Source organism: Nocardia shimofusensis NBRC 100134 (assembly GCF_001613125.1).
GTDB classification, from domain to species: domain Bacteria; phylum Actinomycetota; class Actinomycetes; order Mycobacteriales; family Mycobacteriaceae; genus Nocardia; species Nocardia shimofusensis.
Window position 1 is genome coordinate 54,422 of record NZ_BDBT01000031.1, and the last position, 22,277, is coordinate 76,698.

General features: G+C 70.5%; 20 protein-coding genes and 1 pseudogene. 12 read left to right on the forward strand and 9 right to left on the reverse strand.

Annotated features, from left to right (window positions below; all coding sequences use genetic code 11):
• Positions 1–195: 195 nt before the first annotated feature.
• From NS3_RS24060 to ychF, 3 genes are all read right to left on the reverse strand, one after another.
• A complete protein-coding gene (locus tag NS3_RS24060) occupies positions 196–609 on the reverse strand; it encodes a PIN domain-containing protein (RefSeq protein ID WP_067863907.1) in 414 nt (137 codons plus the stop codon).
• On the reverse strand, positions 606–824 hold the full coding sequence (locus tag NS3_RS24065; protein WP_067863910.1) for a type II toxin-antitoxin system VapB family antitoxin: 219 nt from the start codon (positions 822–824) through the stop codon (positions 606–608). The genes NS3_RS24060 and NS3_RS24065 overlap by 4 nt, the downstream gene beginning before the upstream one ends.
• 100 nt (positions 825–924) lie before the next feature.
• Positions 925–2,004, reverse strand: coding sequence for a redox-regulated ATPase YchF (gene ychF, locus NS3_RS24070; protein ID WP_067863913.1), 1,080 nt, complete (start codon positions 2,002–2,004; stop codon positions 925–927).
• 80 nt (positions 2,005–2,084) lie between these two features.
• On the opposite strand from ychF, the gene NS3_RS24075 reads away from it, so the two are divergent.
• The 6 genes from NS3_RS24075 to NS3_RS24100 all read left to right on the forward strand — a co-directional run bounded on the left by NS3_RS24075 (position 2,085) and on the right by NS3_RS24100 (position 8,061).
• The gene (locus NS3_RS24075) at positions 2,085–2,924 is read left to right on the forward strand and encodes a helix-turn-helix domain-containing protein (protein WP_067863916.1); all 840 of its coding nucleotides are present in this window, start codon (positions 2,085–2,087) and stop codon (positions 2,922–2,924) included.
• A 10-nt stretch (positions 2,925–2,934) separates the two neighbouring features.
• Positions 2,935–3,363, forward strand: a complete 429-nt coding sequence (locus NS3_RS24080; RefSeq protein WP_067863920.1) for a VOC family protein — start codon at positions 2,935–2,937, stop codon at positions 3,361–3,363.
• A gap of 70 nt (positions 3,364–3,433) precedes the next feature.
• The gene (locus NS3_RS24085; RefSeq protein WP_067863923.1) at positions 3,434–5,710 is read left to right on the forward strand and encodes a carbon starvation CstA family protein; all 2,277 of its coding nucleotides are present in this window, start codon (positions 3,434–3,436) and stop codon (positions 5,708–5,710) included.
• Positions 5,707–5,943 (forward strand): YbdD/YjiX family protein, encoded by a 237-nt coding sequence (locus tag NS3_RS24090; protein WP_307610735.1) that lies wholly within the window; start codon positions 5,707–5,709, stop codon positions 5,941–5,943. The genes NS3_RS24085 and NS3_RS24090 overlap by 4 nt, the downstream gene beginning before the upstream one ends.
• A gap of 51 nt (positions 5,944–5,994) precedes the next feature.
• Complete coding sequence (locus NS3_RS24095) at positions 5,995–7,473, forward strand: Ada metal-binding domain-containing protein (RefSeq protein ID WP_067863926.1); 1,479 nt, start codon at positions 5,995–5,997, stop codon at positions 7,471–7,473.
• A gap of 27 nt (positions 7,474–7,500) precedes the next feature.
• Positions 7,501–8,061 carry a methylated-DNA--[protein]-cysteine S-methyltransferase gene (locus NS3_RS24100; RefSeq protein WP_067863929.1) on the forward strand — a complete coding sequence of 187 codons (561 nt, stop codon included), beginning with the start codon at positions 7,501–7,503 and terminating at the stop codon, positions 8,059–8,061.
• Between the two features lie 29 nt (positions 8,062–8,090).
• Here the strand turns inward: NS3_RS24100 and NS3_RS24105 are convergent, their stop codons facing one another.
• Both NS3_RS24105 and NS3_RS24110 read right to left on the reverse strand, forming a co-directional pair.
• Positions 8,091–11,330 (reverse strand): AAA family ATPase, encoded by a 3,240-nt coding sequence (locus NS3_RS24105; protein ID WP_067863932.1) that lies wholly within the window; start codon positions 11,328–11,330, stop codon positions 8,091–8,093.
• A gap of 34 nt (positions 11,331–11,364) precedes the next feature.
• Positions 11,365–12,678 (reverse strand): exonuclease SbcCD subunit D, encoded by a 1,314-nt coding sequence (locus NS3_RS24110; protein ID WP_084495875.1) that lies wholly within the window; start codon positions 12,676–12,678, stop codon positions 11,365–11,367.
• Positions 12,679–12,772: 94 nt separating this feature from the next.
• Here NS3_RS24110 and NS3_RS24115 point away from each other — a divergent pair, with 94 nt between their 5' ends.
• Positions 12,773–13,690 carry a DUF6542 domain-containing protein gene (locus NS3_RS24115; RefSeq protein ID WP_067863937.1) on the forward strand — a complete coding sequence of 306 codons (918 nt, stop codon included), beginning with the start codon at positions 12,773–12,775 and terminating at the stop codon, positions 13,688–13,690.
• Between the two features lie 33 nt (positions 13,691–13,723).
• On the opposite strand, the gene NS3_RS24120 is transcribed toward NS3_RS24115, so the two are convergent.
• Positions 13,724–14,734 (reverse strand): 4-hydroxy-3-methylbut-2-enyl diphosphate reductase, encoded by a 1,011-nt coding sequence (locus NS3_RS24120; RefSeq protein ID WP_067863941.1) that lies wholly within the window; start codon positions 14,732–14,734, stop codon positions 13,724–13,726.
• Between the two features lie 63 nt (positions 14,735–14,797).
• Here NS3_RS24120 and NS3_RS24125 point away from each other — a divergent pair, with 63 nt between their 5' ends.
• The 3 genes from NS3_RS24125 (at position 14,798) to NS3_RS24135 (ending at position 17,179) form a co-directional block, all read left to right on the forward strand.
• Positions 14,798–15,487 (forward strand): lipid droplet-associated protein, encoded by a 690-nt coding sequence (locus NS3_RS24125; RefSeq protein ID WP_067863945.1) that lies wholly within the window; start codon positions 14,798–14,800, stop codon positions 15,485–15,487.
• A gap of 73 nt (positions 15,488–15,560) precedes the next feature.
• The gene (xseA, locus tag NS3_RS24130) at positions 15,561–16,940 is read left to right on the forward strand and encodes an exodeoxyribonuclease VII large subunit (protein ID WP_084495876.1); all 1,380 of its coding nucleotides are present in this window, start codon (positions 15,561–15,563) and stop codon (positions 16,938–16,940) included.
• Between the two features lie 2 nt (positions 16,941–16,942).
• Entirely contained in the window at positions 16,943–17,179 is a 237-nt protein-coding gene (locus tag NS3_RS24135) for an exodeoxyribonuclease VII small subunit (protein WP_174550515.1), read from the forward strand.
• A gap of 144 nt (positions 17,180–17,323) precedes the next feature.
• Here NS3_RS24135 and NS3_RS24140 read toward each other — a convergent pair whose 3' ends face one another.
• Positions 17,324–17,890 (reverse strand): DUF4245 domain-containing protein, encoded by a 567-nt coding sequence (locus NS3_RS24140; protein WP_067863947.1) that lies wholly within the window; start codon positions 17,888–17,890, stop codon positions 17,324–17,326.
• Positions 17,891–18,020: 130 nt separating this feature from the next.
• Between NS3_RS24140 and glpX the strand changes: the two genes are divergently transcribed.
• Both glpX and NS3_RS24150 read left to right on the forward strand, forming a co-directional pair.
• Positions 18,021–19,064, forward strand: a complete 1,044-nt coding sequence (gene glpX / locus NS3_RS24145; protein WP_067863950.1) for a class II fructose-bisphosphatase — start codon at positions 18,021–18,023, stop codon at positions 19,062–19,064.
• Between the two features lie 159 nt (positions 19,065–19,223).
• The gene (locus tag NS3_RS24150; RefSeq protein ID WP_067863952.1) at positions 19,224–20,627 is read left to right on the forward strand and encodes a class II fumarate hydratase; all 1,404 of its coding nucleotides are present in this window, start codon (positions 19,224–19,226) and stop codon (positions 20,625–20,627) included.
• A 60-nt stretch (positions 20,628–20,687) separates the two neighbouring features.
• Here the strand turns inward: NS3_RS24150 and NS3_RS24155 are convergent, their stop codons facing one another.
• Together NS3_RS24155 and NS3_RS24160 are read right to left on the reverse strand one after the other, a co-directional pair.
• Positions 20,688–21,446, reverse strand: coding sequence for an ESX secretion-associated protein EspG (locus NS3_RS24155; RefSeq protein WP_067863954.1), 759 nt, complete (start codon positions 21,444–21,446; stop codon positions 20,688–20,690).
• Positions 21,443–22,277, reverse strand: a pseudogene (locus tag NS3_RS24160) (hypothetical protein); the annotation flags it as partial. The pseudogene NS3_RS24160 and the gene NS3_RS24155, both read right to left, overlap by 4 nt.

Consider the following 22,277-nt stretch of genomic DNA (forward strand, 5'->3'; position numbering starts at 1 on the left):
GTTCCAACGACCGCTTGGTGAACTCCTAGCGCTTGCCGACTCAGAGTGTTGCGATCAGTACAGACGCCCCATTTTGCTGTGGACGACTCAACTGTACGGGCATTGTACGGACAAGGCCAGAGGATTCCGGGAGGAACGCAGCTTCGGCCTAGACGTTGAAACGGAAACTCGACTGCGTTCCGGCACGAAGCACCGTCATGACGAAGGCGCGATGTACTCGCACCGCAGGTCGGACACTCTCGCGATGTGCTCGAAGTCGCGGTCCGCGGCAAGCACGGTCGCATCGTTCACGATGGCGTAGCCAGCGATGAGGATGTCGAGCGAGCCGGCCGCGCGGACGAGTCCCGCATTCCACAGCGCTTCCTGGATATCGAGCACGAGCGATTCGTCGGGTGCGTGCTCGAGCGGGAACCCGAGGGAGATCTGCTCTCGGTAGTGTGCGTACTCCTCGGGCGTTCGGGCGCTGTGGCAGAACTCGAGCACCTGCGGCGGGCAGGTGACGAACAGGTCGGCCGGCGCTCGTTCGATGCGCCGGAGCCGCGCAGTGATACCCGCGTCTCCGGTGGCCAGTTTTGCCCAGACCGAGTTGTCGACCAGGTAGTCGGTCACACAGACTCGGACTGGCTCGGAGAGACCACCGGCGCGCCGAGCTCACTCTCCAGGTCGGCCAGTCCCGCGATACCGTCGATCATCGCGCCCTTCTGCTTCGAGGCAATGAGTCGGCGCAACGCGAGGTCGAGGACGGCTCGATTCGATCGCTCGCCCGTGAGCGCCCTGGCACGCTCGATGAGCTTCGGATCCAGGTCGACGCTGGTGACTGCCATGATGCCCCCTACCGTTGATTATATGGCTGATTATATATCAACCGGCGTCAGGGGACACCCAATCGCGCCGTGGACTCCTGGCGGCGGGCGAACCGTGCTATCAGACGTTGAAGCGGAACTCGACCACGTCACCGTCGGTCATGACGTAGTCCTTGCCCTCCATGCGCACCTTGCCCGCGGCCTTGGCAGCAGCCATCGAGCCAGCCGCGACCAGGTCGTCGAACGCCACGACCTCGGCCTTGATGAACCCGCGCTCGAAGTCGGTGTGGATGACGCCGGCGGCCTTGGGCGCGGTGTCACCCTGGTGGATCGTCCACGCACGCGCTTCCTTCGGACCGGCGGTGAGGTAGGTCTGCAGGCCGAGGGTGTGGAAGCCGGCGCGGGCCAGGGCGTGCAGGCCGGGCTCGGTCTGGCCGATGGATTCGAGCAGTTCGGCGGCGGACTCGTCGTCGAGTTCGAGGAGTTCGGCTTCGACCTTGGCGTCGAGGAAGACGGCGTCGGCGGGGGCGACGGCGGCCTTCAGCTCGGCCTTGCGGGCCTCGTCGGTGAGGACGGACTCGTCGGCGTTGAAGACGTAGAGGAAGGGCTTGACGGTGAGCAGCGAGAGTTCCCGCAGCAGCTCGGTGTCGATTTCCTTCTGCGCGGCGAAGAGGGTGCGGCCGTTGTTCAGGATTTCCTGGGCGGCCTTGGCGGCGTCGGCGACGGGCTTGCGGTCCTTCTTGACCTTGGCTTCCTTGTCGAGGCGGACGACCGCCTTCTCCAGGGTCTGCAGGTCGGCGAGGATGAGCTCGGTCTCGATGACCTCGATGTCGGCGAGGGGGTCGACGCGGCCGTCGACGTGGATGACGTCGTCGTCGGAGAAGACGCGCACGACCTGGCAGATGGCGTCGGCTTCGCGGATGTTGGCGAGGAACTTGTTGCCCAGGCCCGCGCCTTCGGAAGCGCCCTTGACGATGCCCGCGATGTCGACGAAGGAGACGACAGCCGGAACAGTGCGCTCGGAGCCGAAGATCTCGGCGAGCTGGTCGAGCCTCGGATCGGGCAGCGGGACGACGCCGACGTTGGGTTCGATGGTCGCGAACGGGTAGTTCGCGGCCAGCACGTCGTTCTTGGTCAGCGCGTTGAACAGCGTCGACTTTCCGACGTTGGGCAGGCCGACGATTCCGAGGGTGAGACTCACGAGGAGTGGAGTCTACGCGGTGCGCGAAACGGCGCTCGGCGGACGGGACCGATGCCGCGCCTACGGCGTAGCGTGAACGCATGGAGCCGACCTCCGAAACGGTGACGGCGCGGCCCGCTTCCGTACTGGCCGGGTTCGTCGACCACTACATCGGCTATCGGATGACCGGGTACGCGCCCGGCCTGCACCGGGGACTGCCGTCGCGCCATCAGACCTTCATCGTCGCCATCGGGCCGACCATCGACGTCGTCGCCCAGACCGACCGCACCCAGAGCCCGGCCGATTACCGCTGTGTCCTCAGCGGGTTGCAGGCGAGCGCGGCCGCGATCGCGCACACCGGCCATCAGGAGGGGGTCGGGATCGCACTGACGCCGCTGGGCTGCCGGGCATTGTTCGGCCTGCCCGCGGGGGCGCTGTGGAACACGACGCTGGAGTGCGCGCAGATCGCCGGGCCGGTCGCGGACGAGTTGTGGGAGCGGTTGCAGGGGCCCGCGTCGTGGCCTGCTCGATTCGCGGTGTGCGACGAGGTACTGACGCGGCTGGCGAACCCGCAGCGGCTGGTGACACCCGAGTTGACCTGGGCGTGGCGGACGGTGACCGGCAGTGGCGGGCAGGCGAGCGTGTCGGCGCTGGCCGACCGGATCGGCTGGAGCAGACAGCATCTGACCAGGCGGTTCACCACGGAGTTCGGGCTCGGGCCCAAGCTCGCCGCGCGGATCACCCGATTCGAGCGGGCGCGGCGGATGATCGTCGCGACGCCGTCGTTCGTGACGCTCGCGCAGGTGGCCGCGAGCTGCGGGTACTACGACCAGGCGCATCTGAACCGGGACTTCGCGGAGTTGGCCGGGTGCAGCCCGACCACCTGGCTCGCCGAGGAGGAGATTCCATCCGTCCAAGACGACGCCGACACCTCGGGGTGACCCTGGAGTCATGACCGATTCGACGATCACACCAGCAGAAACGCGCACCGGCACCGCCGTCTGGCCGTGCCTGAGCTTCCGGGACGCGCACGCGATGGTCGCGTTCCTGACCGAGGCCTTCGGCTTCGAGAAAAGCGCCGTCTACACCAGGGAGAACGATCAAGCCGTCGTCGAGCACGGCGAACTGCGCTGGCCGCTCGGCGGCGGCATCATGTTCGGTTCGGCGGGCAAGGACGACACGCCGTTCGGGCAGCGCACGCCGGGAAACGACTCGCTCTACCTGGTCTGCGACGACCCCGACGGCCTGTTCGCCCGCGCCACCGCGGCCGGGGCGGAGATCGTGCGCGAACTTCGCGACGAGGACTACGGTTCCCGGGGATTCACAGCCCGCGACCCCGAGGGCAACCTGTGGAGTTTCGGCACCTACCGGGGCGAATAGGGGCAGCGGCCGGATCGCCATCCGTTACCTTGTGAGCTGTTCTCGGTGCCTCGCGTCACAGGAGTAGCGGATGGCGACAATCGAATATCTTCGGACCGACCCCGGTCTACCGCCGGTCGGGGTGGTCGACAGATCCCCGATGACCCCGGTCAAGAAGGGGGTCTTCGCCGCGATCGCGATACTCGGCGCGCTCGCCTGGGCGATCCTGGCCGTCGCGCGCGGCGAGAACGTGAACGCGGTCTGGATCGTCATCGCCGCGGTCTGCACCTACGTCATCGCCTTCCGCTTCTACGCGCGGTTCATCGAGTGGAAGATCACCAAGCCGCGCGACGATCTGGCCACCCCGGCCGAAATCCTGGAGAACGGCAAGGATTTCATGCCGATGGACCGCCGGGTCCTCTACGGCCACCACTTCGCCGCCATCGCGGGCGCCGGTCCGCTGGTCGGGCCGGTGCTGGCCGCGCAGATGGGCTATCTGCCCGGCACGATCTGGATCGTGGTCGGCGTCTGCCTGGCCGGGGCGGTGCAGGACTACCTGGTGCTGTGGGCCTCGACCAAGCGGCGCGGGCGCAGCCTCGGGCAGATGGCCCGCGACGAGCTCGGCGCGGTCGGCGGCGTGGCGGCCATCGTCGCGATTCTCGTGATCATGATGATCCTGCTGGCGGTGCTGGCGCTGGTGGTGGTCAATGCGCTCGGTGAGAGCCCGTGGGGTGTTTTCTCCATCGCCATGACCATCCCCATCGCCCTGTTCATGGGCGTCTATCTGCGGTTCATGCGCCCGGGGCGGGTCGGCGAGGTCTCCGCGATCGGCATCGTGCTCTTGCTGCTGGCCATTGTCGGTGGCGGCTGGGTGTCGGAAACCGAGTGGGGCGCGGACTGGTTCACGCTCTCGCGCACCACCATCGCCTGGGCGCTCATCGGCTACGGCTTCCTGGCCTCGGTGCTGCCGGTGTGGTTGCTGCTGGCCCCACGCGACTATTTGTCGACTTTCATGAAGATCGGCACCATCGGCCTGCTGGCCGTGGGCATCCTGATCACCATGCCGGTGCTGACGGCGCCGGCGATCTCGGACTTCGCCACCAGCGGGAGCGGCCCCGCCTTCGCGGGCAGCCTGTTCCCGTTCCTGTTCATCACCATCGCCTGCGGCGCGCTGTCGGGCTTCCATGCGCTGATCTCCTCCGGCACCACGCCGAAGCTGCTGGAGAAGGAATCGCACGCGAGAATGATCGGCTACGGCGGCATGCTGATGGAGTCGTTCGTCGCGGTCATGGCGATCATCACCGCCTGCATCATCGACCAGCACCTCTACTTCGGCATGAACGCGCCGCTCTCGCTCACCGGCGGCACCCCGGAAAAGGCCGCGGCATACACCAATTCGCTCGGCTTGTCGGGCGCGCCCGCCACCGCGGACACCTTCGCGAAAGCCGCCGAGGACGTCGGCGAGACCACGATCATCTCCCGCACCGGCGGCGCGCCCACCCTGGCCGTCGGCATCGCCGAGGTGTTCCACCAGTTCCTCGGCGGCGCGAGCATGAAGTCGTTCTGGTACCACTTCGCGATCATGTTCGAGGCGCTGTTCATCCTCACCACCATCGACGCGGGCACCCGCGTCGCGCGGTTCATGGTCTCCGACGCGCTCGCCAATGTGGGTGGGCCGCTGCGCAGGCTCGAGGATCCGTCCTGGCGAGTGGGCGCGTGGGCGTGCTCGCTGGTGGTGGTCGCGGCGTGGGGGTCGATACTGCTGATGGGCGTCAGCGATCCGCTGGGCGGCATCAACGCGCTGTATCCGCTGTTCGGCATCGCCAACCAGTTGCTGGCCGCGGTGGCGCTGACGGTGGTGGTCACCATCCTGGTGAAGAAGGGGCTGGGCAAGTGGGCCTGGATTCCGGGCCTCCCGCTGGCCTGGGATCTGGTGGTGACGATGACCGCGTCCTGGCAGAAGATCTTCTCCGCGGACCCCAAGCTCGGCTACTGGAAGCAGCACAGTCTGTGTCAGCAGGCGCAGGAGGCGGGCAGGCTGTGCTTGACGGCGAAGACGCCCGAGGAAGTCGACATCGTGGTGCGCAACACCTTCATCCAGGGCACGTTGTCCATCCTGTTCGCGGCGCTGGTGCTGATCGTGGCGGTCGTCGGAGTGCTGGTGTGCGTGCGCGCCTGGCGATCCGGAGACACCAGCACCACCGAGTCACCGGAGGAGCCGTCGAAGATCTTCGCGCCGAGCGGATTCATCGCCACCCCGGCGGAGCGGGAGGTGCAGAAGCAGTGGGACGAACTGATCGCCTCGGGCGCGATCCGGGCGCCCGGCGCGGCCCACACCAAGACAGCGAAATCGGACGCCCACGCGTGAGCGAGTGCGACGTCCCGCCCCGGCAGATCCGCGCGAGCCTGCCGAGGCGGGTGCGCGCGGCGGTGCGGGCGGCGCTGTGGTGGCTGGATTCGGTGGTCGGCGGCCAGGACTATCAGCGCTATGTCGCGCACCTGCGCCGCCGCCACCCGGACCACCCGGTGCCGAGCGAGCGTGAGTACTGGCGGGACCGGCACACCCACGCCGAGAGCAATCCGGCGGGCCGCTGCTGCTGATCCGTGACGATGTCTGTTTTCCGCTAGCACGGTGGTCGCGCGACTGACATCGTGGAGGACGTGACGATCACGGCGTTGGATTTCGAGCGATGCTATCGGGCGGTCTCGACCCGCGACTCCCGCTTCGACGGGCAGTTCTTCACCGCCGTCCGGACGACCGGAATCTATTGCCGCCCTTCGTGTCCGGCGATCACCCCGAAACGGGTGAACGTGTCGTTCCTGCCGACCGCGGCGGCCGCGCAGCAGGCCGGGTACCGCGCGTGCCGCCGCTGCCTGCCGGACGCGGTGCCCGGGTCGCCGCTGTGGAACACCCGGGCCGATCTGGCCGCCAGGGCCATGCGGCTGATCAGCGACGGCGTGATCGAACGCGGCGGCGTGCCCGCGCTGGCCGCGGCTCTGGGCTACTCCCAGCGGCAGTTGACCCGGGTGCTCACCACCGAACTCGGCGCGGGACCGCTCGCGCTGGCCAGGGCGCATCGCGCGCACACCGCGCGACTGCTCGTGCAGACCACCGAGATGCCGATGTCGGATGTGGCGTTCGCCGCCGGATTCACCAGCATCCGCCAGTTCAATGACACCGTGCGGGAGGTCTTCGCCGTCAGCCCGACGGTCATGCGGTCCGAGGCGCGCCGCCGCGCCGACTCCCCCGCCCCCGCCGCCGACGGCGTCCTGACACTGCGGCTGCCCTACCGGGAACCGCTCGACCGCACCTGGCTGGAGTGGTTCCTCGGCGCGCATGCGGCGCCGGGCGTGGAGCAGTGGTCGGGCGGGGTCTACACTCGGAATCTGCGCACCCCGCACGGGCACGCCACCGTGGCGCTGCGGATCCGGCCCGGACATGTGCAGGCCGAACTCGCGCTGCGCGACATGCGTGATCTGGCGCCGACGGTGGCGCGAGTGCGGCATCTGCTCGACCTGGACGCCGACCCGATCGGTATCGACGAGGTGCTCGGGAGCGAATTCGGCCCGGGCATCCGGGTGCCCGGCTGCGCCGACCCGGCGGAACTGCTCCTGCGCACCATGATCGGTCAGCAGATCTCGGTCTCCGCCGCCGCCACGCACACCGGGCGGCTGGTGCGCGAACTCGGCGAGAGCGTGAGCGGCCCGCTGCCGCGCCTGTTCCCCACCGCCGCGGTCGTCGCCGAACAGGGCGCGCGGGTGCTGACCGGCCCGGCACGGCGCATCGAGGCGATCGTGCGGGCGGCGGAGGCCGTCGCCTCCGGTGACCTGGCGCTGCACCCGGGACGCACCGCAGTGGAACTGCGCACCGACCTGCTGGCGCTGGACGGCGTCGGCCCGTGGACAGCCGACTACGTCACCATGCGTCTGCTCGCCCACCCCGACACGCTGCTCGGCAGCGACCTGGTCGCCCGGCGCGGCGCCGAACTGCTCGGCCTCGATCTGGGCGACACCTCCCGCTGGTCGCCCTGGCGTTCCTATCTGTCCATGCACCTGTGGAAGACCGCGCTGGCCGCGCGTGCCCCGGCCCGCCCGGCCGCCTCCGGCGACGATCGCCGCCGCGTCGGCTGACCACCCATCACTGGAAAGCGAGTTCCCATGTCCCCCAACGTCGCCGACTTCGCGACAACCGCGACCCCGATCGGCCCGTTCACCGCGCTCACCGACGCCGACGGCGCTGTCCTGGCCTCCGGCTGGACCGCCGACGCCGACCACCTGCGCCTGCTGATCCATCCGTCTCTGCGGCCCGGCGAACTCCGGGAGCGCGACTCGCTCGGCGCGGTCACCCGGGCGGTGGTCGCCTACCACGACGGCGATACCGCCGCGATCGACTCCGTGCCGGTGCGCCAGCATTCAGGGGAATTCCTCACCCAGGCATGGGAGATCCTGCGCAAGGTTCCCGCGGGCGAGCCCGTCACCTACACCGCCTTCGCCGCATTGGCCGGACGGCCGCAGGCGACCCGCGCCGCCGCCAACGCCTGCGCGCGCAATGCCGCCGCACTCTTCGTCCCGTGCCATCGAGTGCTGCGCGTCGGCGGAGCGCTGGGCGGTTTCCGCTGGGGGTTGGCGGCCAAGCGGTGGTTGCTCGACCACGAGAGCGGGCTGTCACTTCGTGAGAGCGCGGGCGGCGGCGCCTCGGCCGTCTCCTCGTCGAGGTAGCGCCGACTGCCCCGGACGCGACGGCGGGCTCAGGCGACCGTCGCGTGCAGGGTCGAGCCGTCGCGACCACGAACGACGTGCAGGCGGCTGGGGATGCGCTGGCGCATCTCGTCGACGTGGCTGACGATGCCGACGACCCGGCCGCCCGCGCGGAGTTCGTCGAGGACCCCCATGACGGCGTCGAGGGTGTCGGAGTCGAGGCTGCCGAAACCTTCGTCGATGAACAGGGTGTCGAGCACGACTCCGCCGGATTCGGCGGCGACGGTGTCCGCCAGGCCGAGTGCCAGCGCGAGGGAGGCCATGAAGGTCTCGCCGCCGGAGAGGGTCTTGGCCGGGCGGATGGCGCCGGTGTAGTCGTCGCGGATGTCGAGGCCGAGACCGCCGCGCCTGCCGCGCGGCCCCGCCTTGTCGGTGTGCACGAATTCGTAGCGCCCGCCCGACATCCGGCGCAGGCGGACCGAACCGGAGATCGCCACCTCCTCCAGCCGGGCGGCGAGCACGTAGGAGCGCAGGGACATGCTCCGGTTGTTCTCGCCGCGGCCCGCGACGACGTCGGCGAGGCGATCGAGCTCGTCGTGGGCACGCCGGCGCGGAACCAGGCGCTCGGCCTCGCTCCACAGCTGGGCGCCGAGTTCCTCGAGCGAGTGCACACGGCGGCTCGCTTCGGCGCGGGTCGCGATCGCCGCGTTCGAGCGTTGCCGAGCTTCCTCGACCGCCCGCTGCACCGCCGGTAGGTCGCCCGGTTCGGCCTCGGCGGCCGCCCGGATCTCGGGCTCGGCCAGGACGGCCTCGGCGGACGCGCGCAGTCGGTCGGCGGTCACGAGTTCGGACTCGATCTCGCTCTGCCGCTGCGGCGTTCGCGCGGCCGCTTTGACCACGTGGGCGTAGGCGCTCAGCCGGGCGACTTCCTCCGCGTCGTCGGGCAGCGGCGACTCCGGTGCGAAACCGGCCGCCGCGGCGAGGTTCTCGACCCGCTCGGCGACGACGGTGACCTGTCCGCGCGCGGAGGCGGCCGCCGAGCGCGCCTGGGCGAGTTCGGCGGCCGCGTCGACGAGGGCGTCCAGGCGCGCGCGGCGATCCTCGAAGCTGCTGTCCGCGCCTGCGGCTTCGCGCAGGCGCGCGCCTGCCTCGGCCAGGCGCGTTTCGGCGGCGCGGATGCCTGCGCCGATCTCACCGCGGCGCACCTGCGCGGCGCGCAACCCGTCCTGCACCCGAGACTGTTCGTCGCGCAGGCGGGTGAGCTTCGTGTCCGCCGCGTCGAAGGTACTCGCGGTGTCGGCGGTGTCGGCGTGACGTCCGAGCGCCGAGCGCAGGGTCGCCGCCAGTTCGACGGGATCGGCGTCACCGCCACGGGCCAGCAGACCTTCGATCTCGCGTTCCAGCTCCGCGATGCGGACAGCGATCCGATCGCGCCGCTGTTCGGCCACGCGTTCGGCCTCGGCCGCGGCTTCCTCGGCACCCACCGACACCGCGTCGCCCGCGCTTTCCGCGGGCGCGGGATGCGCGGTCGAACCGCAGACCGCGCACGGCAGGCCGGAGACGAGCGCACCGGCGAGTTCGGCGGCCATTCCGGCCAGCCTGCGTTCTCGCAAGGTGAGCACCAGGTCGCGGGCGTCGTTGTGGGCGGCGCGGGCGGACTCGAACTCGACGCGGGTGGCGTCGAGCTCGGTGCGGCGGCGGGCCGCGTCGGCGGCCGCGCTCGCGGCCGCCTGCAGACGGTCGCATTCCGAGGCCAGCGCGGGCAGCGCGGCCTTGGCCTCGCTCGCTTCCCGCAGGAGTCGTTCGGCGGCGATGATCGCCTCCGGCAGTTCGCCGTGGCGACGGGTCAGCTCGCCCACGCGGCGGGCCAGCCGCTCGTCCTCGGCGCGCAGTTCGACGAGCTCGCCGGAGGACTCGGCAGCGGCGGTCGCGTCGGCGCGCACGGCGTCGAGCGCACCGGCCCGCGCACTCCACGCCCGCACCGCGGCGTCCAGATCGGCGTCTTCTCGCAGGCGCGGCGGCTCTGCCGGAACCGAACCATCCGGCGGTTCGGCCCCCACGCCCGCGTCGGCACCGGCGGCGGCCGCACCGACTCCGCCGCCGACTTCGCCGTGCGCGCCACCATGAGCACCGGCATGAGCACCGCCATGAGGACCGGCACCGGGCGACGCCGCCGCCGACGGGTTCGAGGACGCCTCGGAGGACGTCGTCACCAACAGGTCGCGCCGCAGATCAGCCGCCTCGGGGACGGCGAGCGCCGCGGCAAGGCGATCAGCGGACCGACGAGCCGCCTTCTCGAGTGTGCGTGCGGTCACCACGATCTCGCGCGCTTCGTCGATGGCCTCGATGACCGGCTGCGCACGGCGCGCGGTGTCGAGTTCGGCCTGCGCGTCCCGGCGCTGCTCGGCGGTCGCCTCGTATCGGGCGAGTTGGTCGCGGGCCGCCGTCATCCGCCTGCGCGACTCGTCGAGGGCGCGGAGTTCGTCGGCCTGCTCGCGCAGCCGGGCGCATTCCTGTTCGCGCGCAGCGGCATCGGCGGTCGCCGCGGCGAGGTCGGCGCGGGCCTGGGACAGCAGTCGCTGCGACCAGTCCACCGAGTCCTCGACGGTGGCGGTCTCGGTGACGGCCAGGCCGGCCGCGCCCCTGATCTGAGCTATCAGCCGCTCGATGCCCTGCTCGGACTCGCCGAGCGCGGCGCGGGAGGCTCGGCGGCGCTCGGCCAGCCACTGTTCGGCGAGGCCGAACCGGTGGGTGTCGAACAGCTTTTCCAGCAGTTTCTCGCGGTCCTCGTTCTCGGCGCGCAGGAAGCGCGCGAAATCGCCCTGAGGCAGCAGGACCACCTGGAAGAACTGGTCGGCGCTCATGCCGAGCAGTCGCACGATCTCCTCGCCGATATCGGGTATGCGCGAGAGATTCTCGCCCCGGCCGTCGAGCCATTCCAGCGTGGCTTTCGGCTGTTCGGTGCGCATGCCGGTGCCGCGCCGTTTGGGGCGCTCGAACTCCGGGGAGCGGGTCAGTCGCAGCCGACGTCCGCCCAGCGTCGCCTCCAGCACGACGCGCGGCGGGGTGTCGGCGGCGGCATGGTCGGAGTTCAGGCGTTTGCTCTCACCGCGCGCGCCGGGGACCCGGCCGTAGAGGGCGAAGGCGATGGCGTCGAGCACGGTGGTCTTGCCCGCACCGGTCTGCCCGTGCAGCAGGAACAGGCCGTCGGCGCCGAGGCTGTCGAAATCCACCACCGTCGGGGCCGCGAACGGGCCGAACGCCGTCATCTCCAGCCGGTGCAGTCTCATGCGGCACGCCCGCGCATCGCGACCCCGTTCCCCTTCACGCCGTCAACTCCCCGTCCAGGTCATCGTCGTCCGATATACCGTCACCGGCCGCGGCGCCGCCGTCCGGCCCTGCGCCTCCACCAGGGTCGGCACGTTCATTGCGGGCAGCCCCGCCCGGCGCGGCCCGACGCGGTGCATCGTCGTCACCCTCCGCCTCGGCGAGCACCGAAGTCTGCTCCGGCTCACCGGCCGCTGCTGCCAGTGCCCGCTCCATCCAGCGCGCCTCCGAGGCCGACGGCTCGCCCCGCACGTCGGTGAGAAACCCGCGGGCCACCTCGCTGTCGTCGCGGCCGCGGACCCGCTCCCGATAGTGCAGCACCGCCTCCGCGTCGGGGCGGACCCATTCCACGTGTACGGCGTGCGGGAAGCGTGTACGCAGCCTGCGCATGGCATCCAGCGGGCGGGCCCGATCGGTCAAGGTCGCCGATACATAGTGGCCGACGGCTTCCTCGTGGGCGGGGTCGGACAGCAATTCCTCCACGGTGCCGGTGATCCGGGACAGCCCCCGCACCGCCGGAAGGTCGCGCCTGCGGACCTCGCCTAGTCCCGATTCGTCCAGGTCCACGATCCAGACCGCTTTGCGGTGCGAGGACTCGCCGAACGAATACGGCAGCGGGGACCCCGAATACCGCACCGACTCCGACAGGGTCTGCGGGGAGTGCAGGTGTCCGAGCGCCACGTAGTCGACGCCGTCGAAGGCCGACAGCGCGACGGTCTCCACCCCGCCCACCGAGATCGAGCGCTCCGAACCGGTCGCCGTGCCGCCCACGACGAAGGCGTGCGCCAGCAGCAGCGACCGGGTGCCCGGCCGCGTCGCCAGGTCGGCGCGGATGCGCTCCATCACCACATCCACCACCTCGGCGTGCGAGCGAGCGCGCGGCACACCCAGCTCCGCGCGCACCACCTCGGGCTCGAGATAGGGGATGCCGTAGAACGCGACGTCACCGTGCTCGTCGGACAGGATGACCGGCTGGTCGGCGTCGGCCACCCTGGTCCGTAGATACAGCCCGCCCGCCGCGGCGAAGCCGGCGCCCGCGCCGAGCCGGGCGGGAGAATCGTGGTTGCCGGAGGTCGCGACGATCTTCGCGCCCGCGGCGGCGATGGCCTCCAAGCCGCGCATGCAGACCATGATGGCGTCGGCGCTGGGAATGGAACGGTCGTAGACGTCGCCGGGAACGACGACCACATCCACCGATTCCTCGGCGACCAGCTCGGCGATCGCCGACAGCGCGCGCGCTTGATCGACCAGGAGGTCGAGGCCGTGAAACGTCCGGCCCACATGCCAATCCGAAGTGTGCAGCACCCGCATGAGCCGACACGGTAGGCGCCGGCACCGACATGTGTCGATCACACCCCCGCGCGGCAGATCGACGCCGCAAATAGCACCCGGTTAGGGTCTTGGGGTGGCTGCTTCCCAACGTGTGCGATCCCGGGTGCCCGCGCTGCAACGATCGATCCTGCCGACGGTGCCTGGTGTACCCGCGTGGTCTGCGGTCCTCGTCGCGGTCGGCTGCACGCTCCTGGGCTTCCTGCTCGACGCGAGCGGCGACAACACCGAGCTCACCGCAACGTTCTCCACGCTGTATGTCGTCGGTTGTGTCGCCGCTGTCCTCGCGGTGCGGATGCGAGGTCTGTTCACCACGTTGGTGCTGCCCCCGCTGCTGTTGTTCTTCGCGGTGCCGTTGGCCTACCGCCAGCTCAGCGGCGGCGGCAGTGGACTCAAGGACATCCTGCTCAATCTCGCGATCCCGCTGGTGAACCGGTTCCCGACCATGATGATCGCCACGGTGATCGTCTGGGCCATCGGCGCGTACCGGACCGTCGCCTATCGCAAAGAGACCGGGCGCGGTACGGCCACACGCGGTGACGCCAAACGCGGGGACGCCAAACACGGTGACGCCACGCGTGGGGACGCCGAGCCCAGCCCGGCCAGGCGTCCGGCCGGACGGGGCAAGGACACGGCCAAGCGGTCGTTGCGCGCCGAGGGCGGGCCGGAGCAGAAGCCGGCCGGGGGCCGTAAGAAGGTCAAGCCACCCCGGCCGCAGAACGTCGAGGACATGGTCACCGACAAGTACGAGGCGCCCCAGCTCGGCCGCAGGCCGTCGAAGGAAGTCGCCGACACCCCGCCTCGGGTGGGTGGCAGGCAACCGCGTGAAGGAAGGCCCACCGCGCGCAGTACGGCGCGCACGACCGCCGCGCGCGCGGAACCCGAACCCACGCGCGGCCGCACCCGCGGAGGCACACCGCCGCACCCGCAGGCCAATGTGCGCTATCGGGACCGTGACGCGGGGCGCCCGCGGCGCAAACCGGAAAGCCTCTGAGAGAGCCCTGAGCCGTTCCGCGAGGCGGGCGACTCAGCTTCGCGCGGCACGCAATTCGCGCGGCAGGGCGAACACCAGAGTCTCGTTGGCCGTGGTGACCGACTGCACATCGCCGAAGCCGTGCTCGGCGAGCATGTCGAGCACGCCGCGCACCAGGATCTCCGGCACCGAGGCGCCCGAGGTGATGCCGACCGTGCGCACACCGTCGAGCCAGGCCGGATCGACCTCGCGGGCGTAGTCGACCAGGTGCGCCGCCCGCGCACCCGCGTTGAGCGCGACCTCGACCAAGCGCACCGAATTCGACGAATTGCGGGAACCGACCACGATCACCAGATCGCATTCCGGCGCCATCGCCTTCACCGCCACCTGACGGTTCTGGGTGGCGTAGCAGATGTCGTCGCTGGGCGGATCCTGCAGCGAAGGGAAACGCTCGCGCAACCGCTGCACGGTCTCCATCGTCTCGTCGACGCTGAGGGTGGTCTGGGACAGCCAGATGACCTTGTTCTCGTCGCGCACCCGCACCCGGTCCACCGCGTCGGGGCCGTCGACGAGTTGCACGTGGTCCGGGGCCTCGCCCGCGGTGCCCTCGACCTCCTCGTGGCCCTCGTGGCCGATCAGCAGGATGTCGAAGTCGTCGCGGGCGAAGCGCTTGGCTTCCTGGTGCACCTTGGTGACCAGCGGACAGGTCGCGTCGATGGTGTGCAGATTGCGGGTCGCGGCGGCTTCGTGCACCGCGGGCGAGACGCCGTGCGCGGAGAACACCAGCACCGCGCCCTCGGGCACCTCGTCGGTCTCGTCGACGAAGATCACGCCGCGCTCGCGCAAGGTCTCCACCACGTGCCGGTTGTGGACGATCTCCTTGCGCACATAGAGCGGGGCGCCGTGCTTCTCCAGCGCCTTCTCCACCGTTTCCACCGCCCGGTCCACGCCGGCGCAGTAGCCGCGCGGCTCGGCCAGCAGGACGCGCTTGGCGCCCTCGGCGTCGATCGTCCCGGTACCCGCAGAGCGCGCGATACCGACGTTCAAGGGGATGGCCGAAGACATGCCCCACAGCTTACGTGGGTGTTCTGTCTTTGCAGATCACACCCCATCGGGCAGGCTAGGAGCATGTTCCGACCACCGTTCCTGGCCCGGGTCGCAGCCGGCGCCGCCGTCTATGCCCTGGAAGAAACCCGTCGGCTACCCGGTGCCGCAATCAAGTTCCCGATCACGGCGATCAGCCAGATCCTGCAGACCGGCATGCACGTCCAACAGTTCGTGACCAGCCTCGCACTCAAGGGTGACGCTGTCTTCGACCGCCTCGTCCCGGCCACGGAGGAGCAGCCCGAGTGGGCCACCTTCGACGAGGATCTCGATGCCGGGCAAACGAACGGCAATGATTACTCCGGCTGGGCCAGCCGCTTCGATCTGCACTCGGGCGAGGAGTCCTCGGCCGTCAACGGGCGCACCGGCTCGAGTGTGACGACCGTCCCCACCGAGCTCACCGAGCTCGGGGCCGAGCCGGCGCGAGCCCGGCCCGATACAGCCCCCGCCGAGTCGGATGCGGCGCCCGCCGACACGGCCGTGGAGACCGAACTCCCCACCGAGCCGGAGTCCGTCGAGACCGAGGTCATCGAGCCGGAAGTGGCCCGCCGCTACAACTACGCCGAGATGACGCTGGCGCAGTTGCGCGCCCGGCTGCGCATGCTCTCCCTCGACGAACTGACCGCGCTGCTCGACTACGAACAGCGGACCCTCGCCCGGGCGCCCTTCGTGACGATGCTCACCAATCGGATCGCCACCGTCCAGGCCCAGTGAGGCCGCCCCGACCGCCACGCCGACGGCCGACCGGAGAGCTACCCGGTCGGCCGTCGCGCGTATACCTGAGGCCATGACACAGAGCGGTTCGTCGAACGCGCCCGAGCACACCGCGCCAACGAACTCGGCCGAACACCCGTGGCCCGTGCGCTCGGTGTCGGTCAAGGTGATGCAGTGGATCGACCGGCTCGGCAGCATCTGGGTCGAGGGGCAGATCACCCAGATCAACCTGCGCCCCGGCGCCCGTACCGCGTTCCTCGTCCTGCGCGATCCCTCCGCCGACATGTCTCTCCAGCTCACCTGCGATTCGGACCTGATCAGGCGGGCGGCGGCGCCGCTGCGGGAAGGCAGTCGCGTCGTCGTGTACGGCAAGCTGGTGTTCTTCCCCGCGCGCGGCAGCATCTCGTTGCGGGTCGTGGAGATCCGCCAGGTCGGCGTCGGCGAGCTGCTGGCCAGGATCGAACGGCTCAAGGCGCTGCTGGCCGCCGAGGGTTTGTTCGACGAGCGGCTCAAGCGGCCGATCCCGTTCCTGCCCGCGGTGGTCGGGCTGATCACCGGCCGGGGCGGGGCCGCCGAACACGATGTGCTGACGGTAGCCGCGCAGCGCTGGCCCGCGGTGCGTTTCGAGATCCGCAACACCGCGGTGCAGGGACCGACCGCGGTGCCACAGATCCTCTCGGCGCTGAGCGAACTCGATCGCCATCCCGAGGTGGACGTGATCGTGCTGGCGCGCGGCGGCGGCAGCGTGGAGGATCTGCTGCCGTTCTCCGACGAGGCGCTGTGCCGGGCGATCGTCGCCGCGACCACCCCGATCGTCAGCGCGATCGGGCACGAACCCGACAATCCGCTGTCGGACTACGTCGCCGACCTGCGCGCCGCGACGCCGACCGATGCCGCCAAGCGTGTGGTTCCCGACGCGAGCGCCGAACTCGCGCTGGTGCGGGAGTTGCGGGCCCGCTCCGCCGCGGCGCTGCGCGGCTGGGTCGAGCGCGAGTCCAGGGCGCTGGCCCAGCTGCGTTCGCGACCGGCGCTCGCCGATCCGGTGCGCGAAATCGACCGGCGCGCGAGCGAGATCGAACGCGCCCGCGCCGATGCGCGCCGATGCGTCGAGCACCTGCTCGCGGTCGAGGCCACCAGCACGCGGCATCTACGGGAGAAGCTCACGGCCGTGGGTCCGGCCTCGACGCTGGCGCGTGGTTACGCTGTCGTGCAGCGCGTCCAGGGCCGGGAACGGCACGTCGTCCGCTCGATCGAGGACGCGCCCACGGGCAGCCAGCTGCGCATCCGCGTCGCCGACGGAGCGGTCACGGCGGCTGCGCTGGGTACGACAGCGCTGGGTACGACAGCGCCCGGCACGGCGGGATCGAGCACGGCGGCATCGAGCACGAGGGTGCGGGGTACGACCGCGACCACCGGCCGGGATCGCCCGGCCGACGACACAGGAGGGAACTGACCTTGGCCGACTCGGACAAGGACGAGCTGGCCGAGATCGCCGGCTTCGGCTACGAACGCGCTCGCGACGAGCTGGTGAACGTCGTGAAGATGCTCGAACAGGGCGGCATGGATCTGGACGACTCGCTGGCGCTGTGGGAGCGCGGCGAGGCGCTGGCCAATCGCTGTGAGGAACACCTGGCCGGGGCGCGGCGACGGGTGGAGGACACCCTCGCGGGAGCGGACACCGACGAGTCCTGAGCGTTGTCGCCCTGAGCGACATCGAGGGCCGAAGCGGTGGATGCCGCGCCGGGCCCGCCCCGTCCGGTGGGCGCCGTCGCGCAGAGCGCTCCGGCTCCCGGTCCGCCCGTGAACGAGCCTGCGGCCGTGATCAGTCGGGGCGCGTCAGCTCGCGAGCGGCTGCGCGGCGGTGACGGCCTGGGCGAGCGTCGTGAACGCGGAGGCGTCGCCCGCGCCGGTGATGAGCACCCTGGCGGCGCCGAAGTCGGCGATCCAGGCGGTCTCCTCGGTCGGCTCGGCGTAGACGACCCACTTCTGGCCGCCGATCTGCTCGACGCCACTGGCGTAGCGAGAGCCGAGCACGAACCTGGACAGCGACTGCTCGGTGGCGTTCGTCTGCGTCATCCGCATGTAGGTGCCTGCCTCGGTGATGTAGCCGACCGTGCTGACCTGGCCGCCACCCGCACCCACGATGGTGTCGCGGGAGCCGGAGTTGGGAGTCCACGAACCGGGTACTTCCGGGTCGCGAATCGGGAAGGGCAGCGAGCGGGCGTCGGACTCCAGCGCGGCCGCGGCATCGAACGTCGGAATCTGCCCCTGGGTCGGCCCCTGCGCCGCGAAGCTGCACTGGCTGGCCAGGCCCGCGAAGACCACGACGATCAGCACCAAGGGGAGCAGCGAAAACAGCAGGTCCTTGTAGTTGAGCAGGATGCGTGGCTTCTGGTACGACACGCCACCCAGTATCCACGCCGTCGGCCCCCGCGGGAGCGCGCACCCCGTCGGGTTACCGGGCGTGCACGGACCGGCCACCCCGCAATGAGACAATTGTCCGGTAACACACAACCCGAGGAGGCACCCCGCTATGACGGCATCTTCGCCCGCATCCCGCCGCCGCGAGGCTCCGGACCGCAACCTGGCGCTCGAGCTCGTCCGAGTCACCGAGGCGGGCGCCATGGCCGCCGGTCGCTGGGTCGGCCGTGGCGACAAGGAGGGTGGCGACGGCGCCGCCGTCGACGCGATGCGTCAGCTGGTGAGCTCGGTGTCCATGAACGGCGTCGTGGTGATCGGTGAGGGCGAGAAGGACGAAGCGCCCATGCTGTACAACGGCGAGTCCGTGGGTGACGGCACCGGTCCCGACGTGGACTTCGCGGTCGACCCGATCGACGGCACCACACTGATGTCGAAGGGCTCGCCCGGCTCGATCTCGGTGCTCGCGGTCGCCGAGCGCGGCGCGATGTTCGACCCCTCGGCGGTGTTCTACATGCACAAGATCGCCGTGGGCCCCGAGGCCGCCGACGTGATCGATATCTCGGCCCCGATCGGCGAGAACGTCCGCAAGGTCGCCAAGGCCAAGCACCTATCGGTCTCCGACGTGACCGTGTGCATCCTCGACCGCCCCCGGCACGCCGAGCTGATCCAGCAGGTCCGCGACGCAGGCGCGCGCATCCGGCTGATCTCCGACGGTGACGTGGCAGGCGCGATCGCCGCCGCCCGCCCGGAATCCGGCACCGACCTGCTCGTCGGTATCGGCGGCACCCCCGAGGGCATCATCGCCGCGGCCGCGTTGCGCTGCATGGGCGGTGCGCTGCAGGGCATGCTCGCCCCCAAGGACGACGAGGAGCGGCAGAAGGCCATCGACGCGGGCCACGACCTCGATCGCGTGCTCAGCACCGAGGATCTGGTCGCCGGCGACAACGTCTTCTTCTGCGCGACCGGCGTGACCGACGGCGACCTGCTGCGCGGCGTGCGCTACTTCCCTGGCGGCGCGTCCACCCACTCGATCGTCATGCGGTCGAAGTCCGGCACCGTCCGCATGATCGACGCCTACCACCGTCTGACCAAGCTGCGCGAATACTCCTCGGTCGACTTCCACGGCGACGAGGACGCGGTGCCGCCGATGCCCTGATCGGCGTCCCGACCCCCGTGTCCAGCGGCCGCACCGGAACACCTTCCGGTGCGGCCGTTGTGCGTTACACGGCGGTGGCGCCGACCGACCGGTTGCACAGTGTTCCGGCGCCGCGCGTGGCGTCCCCACGGACCGGCCGCGCGGCCTACTGTCGGAATCATGACCGAGGAGACGCAGTACCGCATCGAACACGACACCATGGGCGAGGTACGGGTTCCGGCGCAGGCGCTCTGGCGTGCGCAGACCCAGCGGGCCGTGGAGAACTTCCCGATCAGCGGCCGGGGTCTCGAGCGCGCGCAGATCCGCGCGCTCGGCCTGCTCAAAGCCGCGTGCGCGAAGGTGAACCGGGATCTCGGCCTGCTCGATCCCGAGAAGGCCGAGGCCATCATCGCCGCGGCGGACGAGATCGCCGACGGCAAGCACGACGACCAGTTCCCCATCGACGTCTTCCAGACCGGTTCGGGCACCAGCTCCAACATGAACGCCAACGAGGTGATCGCCTCCATCGCCGCAGCCAACGGCGTCACGGTGCACCCCAACGACGACGTGAACATGTCGCAGTCGTCCAACGACACGTTCCCGACCGCCACCCATCTCGCGGCGACCGAGGGCGTGATCACCGAATTGGTCCCCGCGCTCGAGCATCTGCGGCTCGCGTTGCTGGACAAGTCGGTCCAGTGGCGCACCGTGGTCAAGTCGGGCCGCACCCACCTGATGGACGCGGTGCCGGTCACGCTCGGCCAGGAGTTCGGCGGCTACACCCGCCAGATCGCCGCGGGCATCGAACGACTGATGGCGACCCTGCCCCGGCTCGCCGAACTGCCCATCGGCGGCACCGCCGTCGGCACCGGGCTCAACGCGCCCACCGGATTCGGCAGGAAGGTCGTCACCGAACTCGTGCGCTCCACCGGCATCGACGCGCTCAGCGAGGCCGCCGACCACTTCGAAGCCCAGGCCGCGCGCGACGGGCTCGTCGAGCTCTCCGGAGCGCTGCGCACCGTCGCGGTCAGCCTCACCAAGATCGCCAACGACATCCGCTGGATGGGTTCGGGCCCGCTCACCGGCCTGGCCGAGCTCCAGCTGCCCGACCTGCAGCCCGGCAGCTCGATCATGCCGGGCAAGGTCAATCCCGTTCTGCCCGAAGCGGTTACCCAGGTCGCCGCCCAGGTGATCGGCAACGACGCGACCGTGGCGTTCGCGGGTGCGAGCGGCGCCTTCGAGCTCAATGTCTACATCCCGGTGATGGCGCGCAACGTCCTCGAGTCGATCCGGCTGCTGGCCAACGTCTCCCGGTTGTTCGCCGACAAGTGCGTCCACGGCCTGGTCGCCGACGTGGATCGGCTGCGCACGCTGGCGGAGTCCTCACCGTCGATCGTGACGCCACTGAACTCCGCGATCGGCTACGAAGAAGCCGCGGCCGTCGCCAAGGAAGCGTTGAAGGAGAAGAAGACCATCCGTCAGACGGTGGTCGACCGCGGACTGATCGGTGACAAGCTCACCGAGGCGGAACTCGATCGGCGGCTGGACGTGCTTTCGATGACGAAGGTCGACGACATCGAATAAGTAGTGCGCCGCGTGCTGACCTGGCCTCCGGCGTCTGCTCCGGCACGGTGGCAGGACCGGTTACCGCATGGTCCGGTCGATACTGTCGGACGTGGCGCGCGCCAGCACCCCGGCGAGGTGGCGGGCCATGTCGCCGGTGGCGGCCGGGCGGATCATCAGCGCGCGATTGGCGAAGGTCTCGAGGTAGCGGCCCTCGGGGGTATCGATCCAGCGCACGGCGGTGATCCGATGCGACCGCGTGCCGGGGCCGCGTAGCACGGTGACCGCGCCCCGGGTCTGGTGTGGCTGATTCCAGAAGCGGTGGTATTCCTCGGCGCGCTCCCGGCGCGCGTCCGCGCGGAACGAGTCGCGGCGTTCGGCGGTGAGATCGTCGAGGAGGAAGGCGCGTTCGGCGATGGTGCCCGGCGCTCGGTTCGGAAGCAGGGCAACGAGTTCGGTCGTCAGACGGGTCGCCGGGCAGCGCCGTAGCCGGACCGCCCCGGTCTCGGCGTCCTGCACCGCCACCACCGCCTCCTTCCCGCCCGCGACCCCGCCGACGGCGCGGATCTCGGCACCGGCCCGCCGGTTGTCGTGACCGAAAAGCTCGACGCGCCATTCGGATTCGGCCAACGTGAGAACCGCCCGCCGGATCGGCTCGTTCTCCGGGCGGTTCAGCACATCACGCACTTTTCGCTGATACGAGTGGTACTCGCGTGTGCTCTCGAAGCGGCTGGTGAATCTCAGGGGGAAAGGCATTCGGTCGACCCCGGTGCCGAACCACGCCGCGGCGAACTGTTCACCGCTGGAGGTCCACAGGTACTTCTTCGACGGCGTGGTCATCGGTTCTCGTCGTTCTGCGCGGTGTCGGAGTCGACGTCGGCGGCCGGGGCGGCCCAGCCGACCCCGTGGGGAGTCTCCGCCGACGCCGGCGGCTGTGAACCGATCGGTGCGGGCGGCCACGCGGGCGCGGCAGGGGGCGGGCTGTCGACCGTGCGGTCCGTATCGCGCCGCTCGGAGCGGAATCCGGGGGCGAGGGGCTGATCGATCGGAGGCAAGCTGAGCGAAGAGTCGCCGGTGAACTCCTGCCCATGACGCACCGAACGCCGGTATCCCGGCGGATCGGACACGGCGTCGGTGACGGAGGTGGCGCCGTCGGCGAGCGGACGCTCATCGGCGCCGATCGCCGGCGGCACCGTCTTGCGCGGTTCACCCAACAGCTCCTGCCCATGACGCACGGACCACCGGGAGTGCGGCACGCGGGCCATGGCGTCGGTGACCTGCGCGTCGGTCGCGCCCATCGGAAGGCCGTCTGCGCCGATCGCCGGTGGCACCGTCTTGTCCGGCTCGCCCAACAGTTCACGTTCGTCGCGCCCTGGCCGGAGTCGGACCGGCGCGCGGTGCTCGGTCGGCGGAGGGTCGTCGGCGCCCAATGCCTGCGGCACCGTCTTCTCTCGTTCGCCCAGCAGTTCCCGTCCGCGTTCGGCGGTCCGCAGGTAGTCCGGCGAATGGTGTTCGGTGTCGGCCTTCGCCCCCAGCCGCGCGGCTGCGGCGAGCACACCGGCGGCGCCCGGCAAGCCCGTGACGGCCGCCCGGGGCATCGGGGCCACCGGCGGTGTCGACGCGCTCGGGGCCGGAGCGGATGACGGGGGAAGGGAGATGCCGGGGCGGGGC

Bases quoted from the DNA above. Each gene is read 5' to 3' on its own strand.
- NS3_RS24065 (WP_067863910.1), bottom strand. From the start codon at position 824: ATGGCAGTCACCAGCGTCGACCTGGATCCGAAGCTCATCGAGCGTGCC.
- NS3_RS24075 (WP_067863916.1), top strand. From the start codon at position 2,085: ATGGAGCCGACCTCCGAAACGGTGACGGCGCGGCCCGCTTCCGTACTG.
- NS3_RS24080 (WP_067863920.1), top strand. From the start codon at position 2,935: ATGACCGATTCGACGATCACACCAGCAGAAACGCGCACCGGCACCGCC.
- NS3_RS24085 (WP_067863923.1), top strand. From the start codon at position 3,434: ATGGCGACAATCGAATATCTTCGGACCGACCCCGGTCTACCGCCGGTC.
- NS3_RS24100 (WP_067863929.1), top strand. From the start codon at position 7,501: ATGTCCCCCAACGTCGCCGACTTCGCGACAACCGCGACCCCGATCGGC.
- NS3_RS24105 (WP_067863932.1), bottom strand. From the start codon at position 11,330: ATGAGACTGCACCGGCTGGAGATGACGGCGTTCGGCCCGTTCGCGGCC.
- NS3_RS24110 (WP_084495875.1), bottom strand. From the start codon at position 12,678: ATGCGGGTGCTGCACACTTCGGATTGGCATGTGGGCCGGACGTTTCAC.
- NS3_RS24120 (WP_067863941.1), bottom strand. From the start codon at position 14,734: ATGTCTTCGGCCATCCCCTTGAACGTCGGTATCGCGCGCTCTGCGGGT.
- NS3_RS24125 (WP_067863945.1), top strand. From the start codon at position 14,798: ATGTTCCGACCACCGTTCCTGGCCCGGGTCGCAGCCGGCGCCGCCGTC.
- xseA (WP_084495876.1), top strand. From the start codon at position 15,561: ATGACACAGAGCGGTTCGTCGAACGCGCCCGAGCACACCGCGCCAACG.
- glpX (WP_067863950.1), top strand. From the start codon at position 18,021: ATGACGGCATCTTCGCCCGCATCCCGCCGCCGCGAGGCTCCGGACCGC.
- NS3_RS24150 (WP_067863952.1), top strand. From the start codon at position 19,224: ATGACCGAGGAGACGCAGTACCGCATCGAACACGACACCATGGGCGAG.
- NS3_RS24155 (WP_067863954.1), bottom strand. From the start codon at position 21,446: ATGACCACGCCGTCGAAGAAGTACCTGTGGACCTCCAGCGGTGAACAG.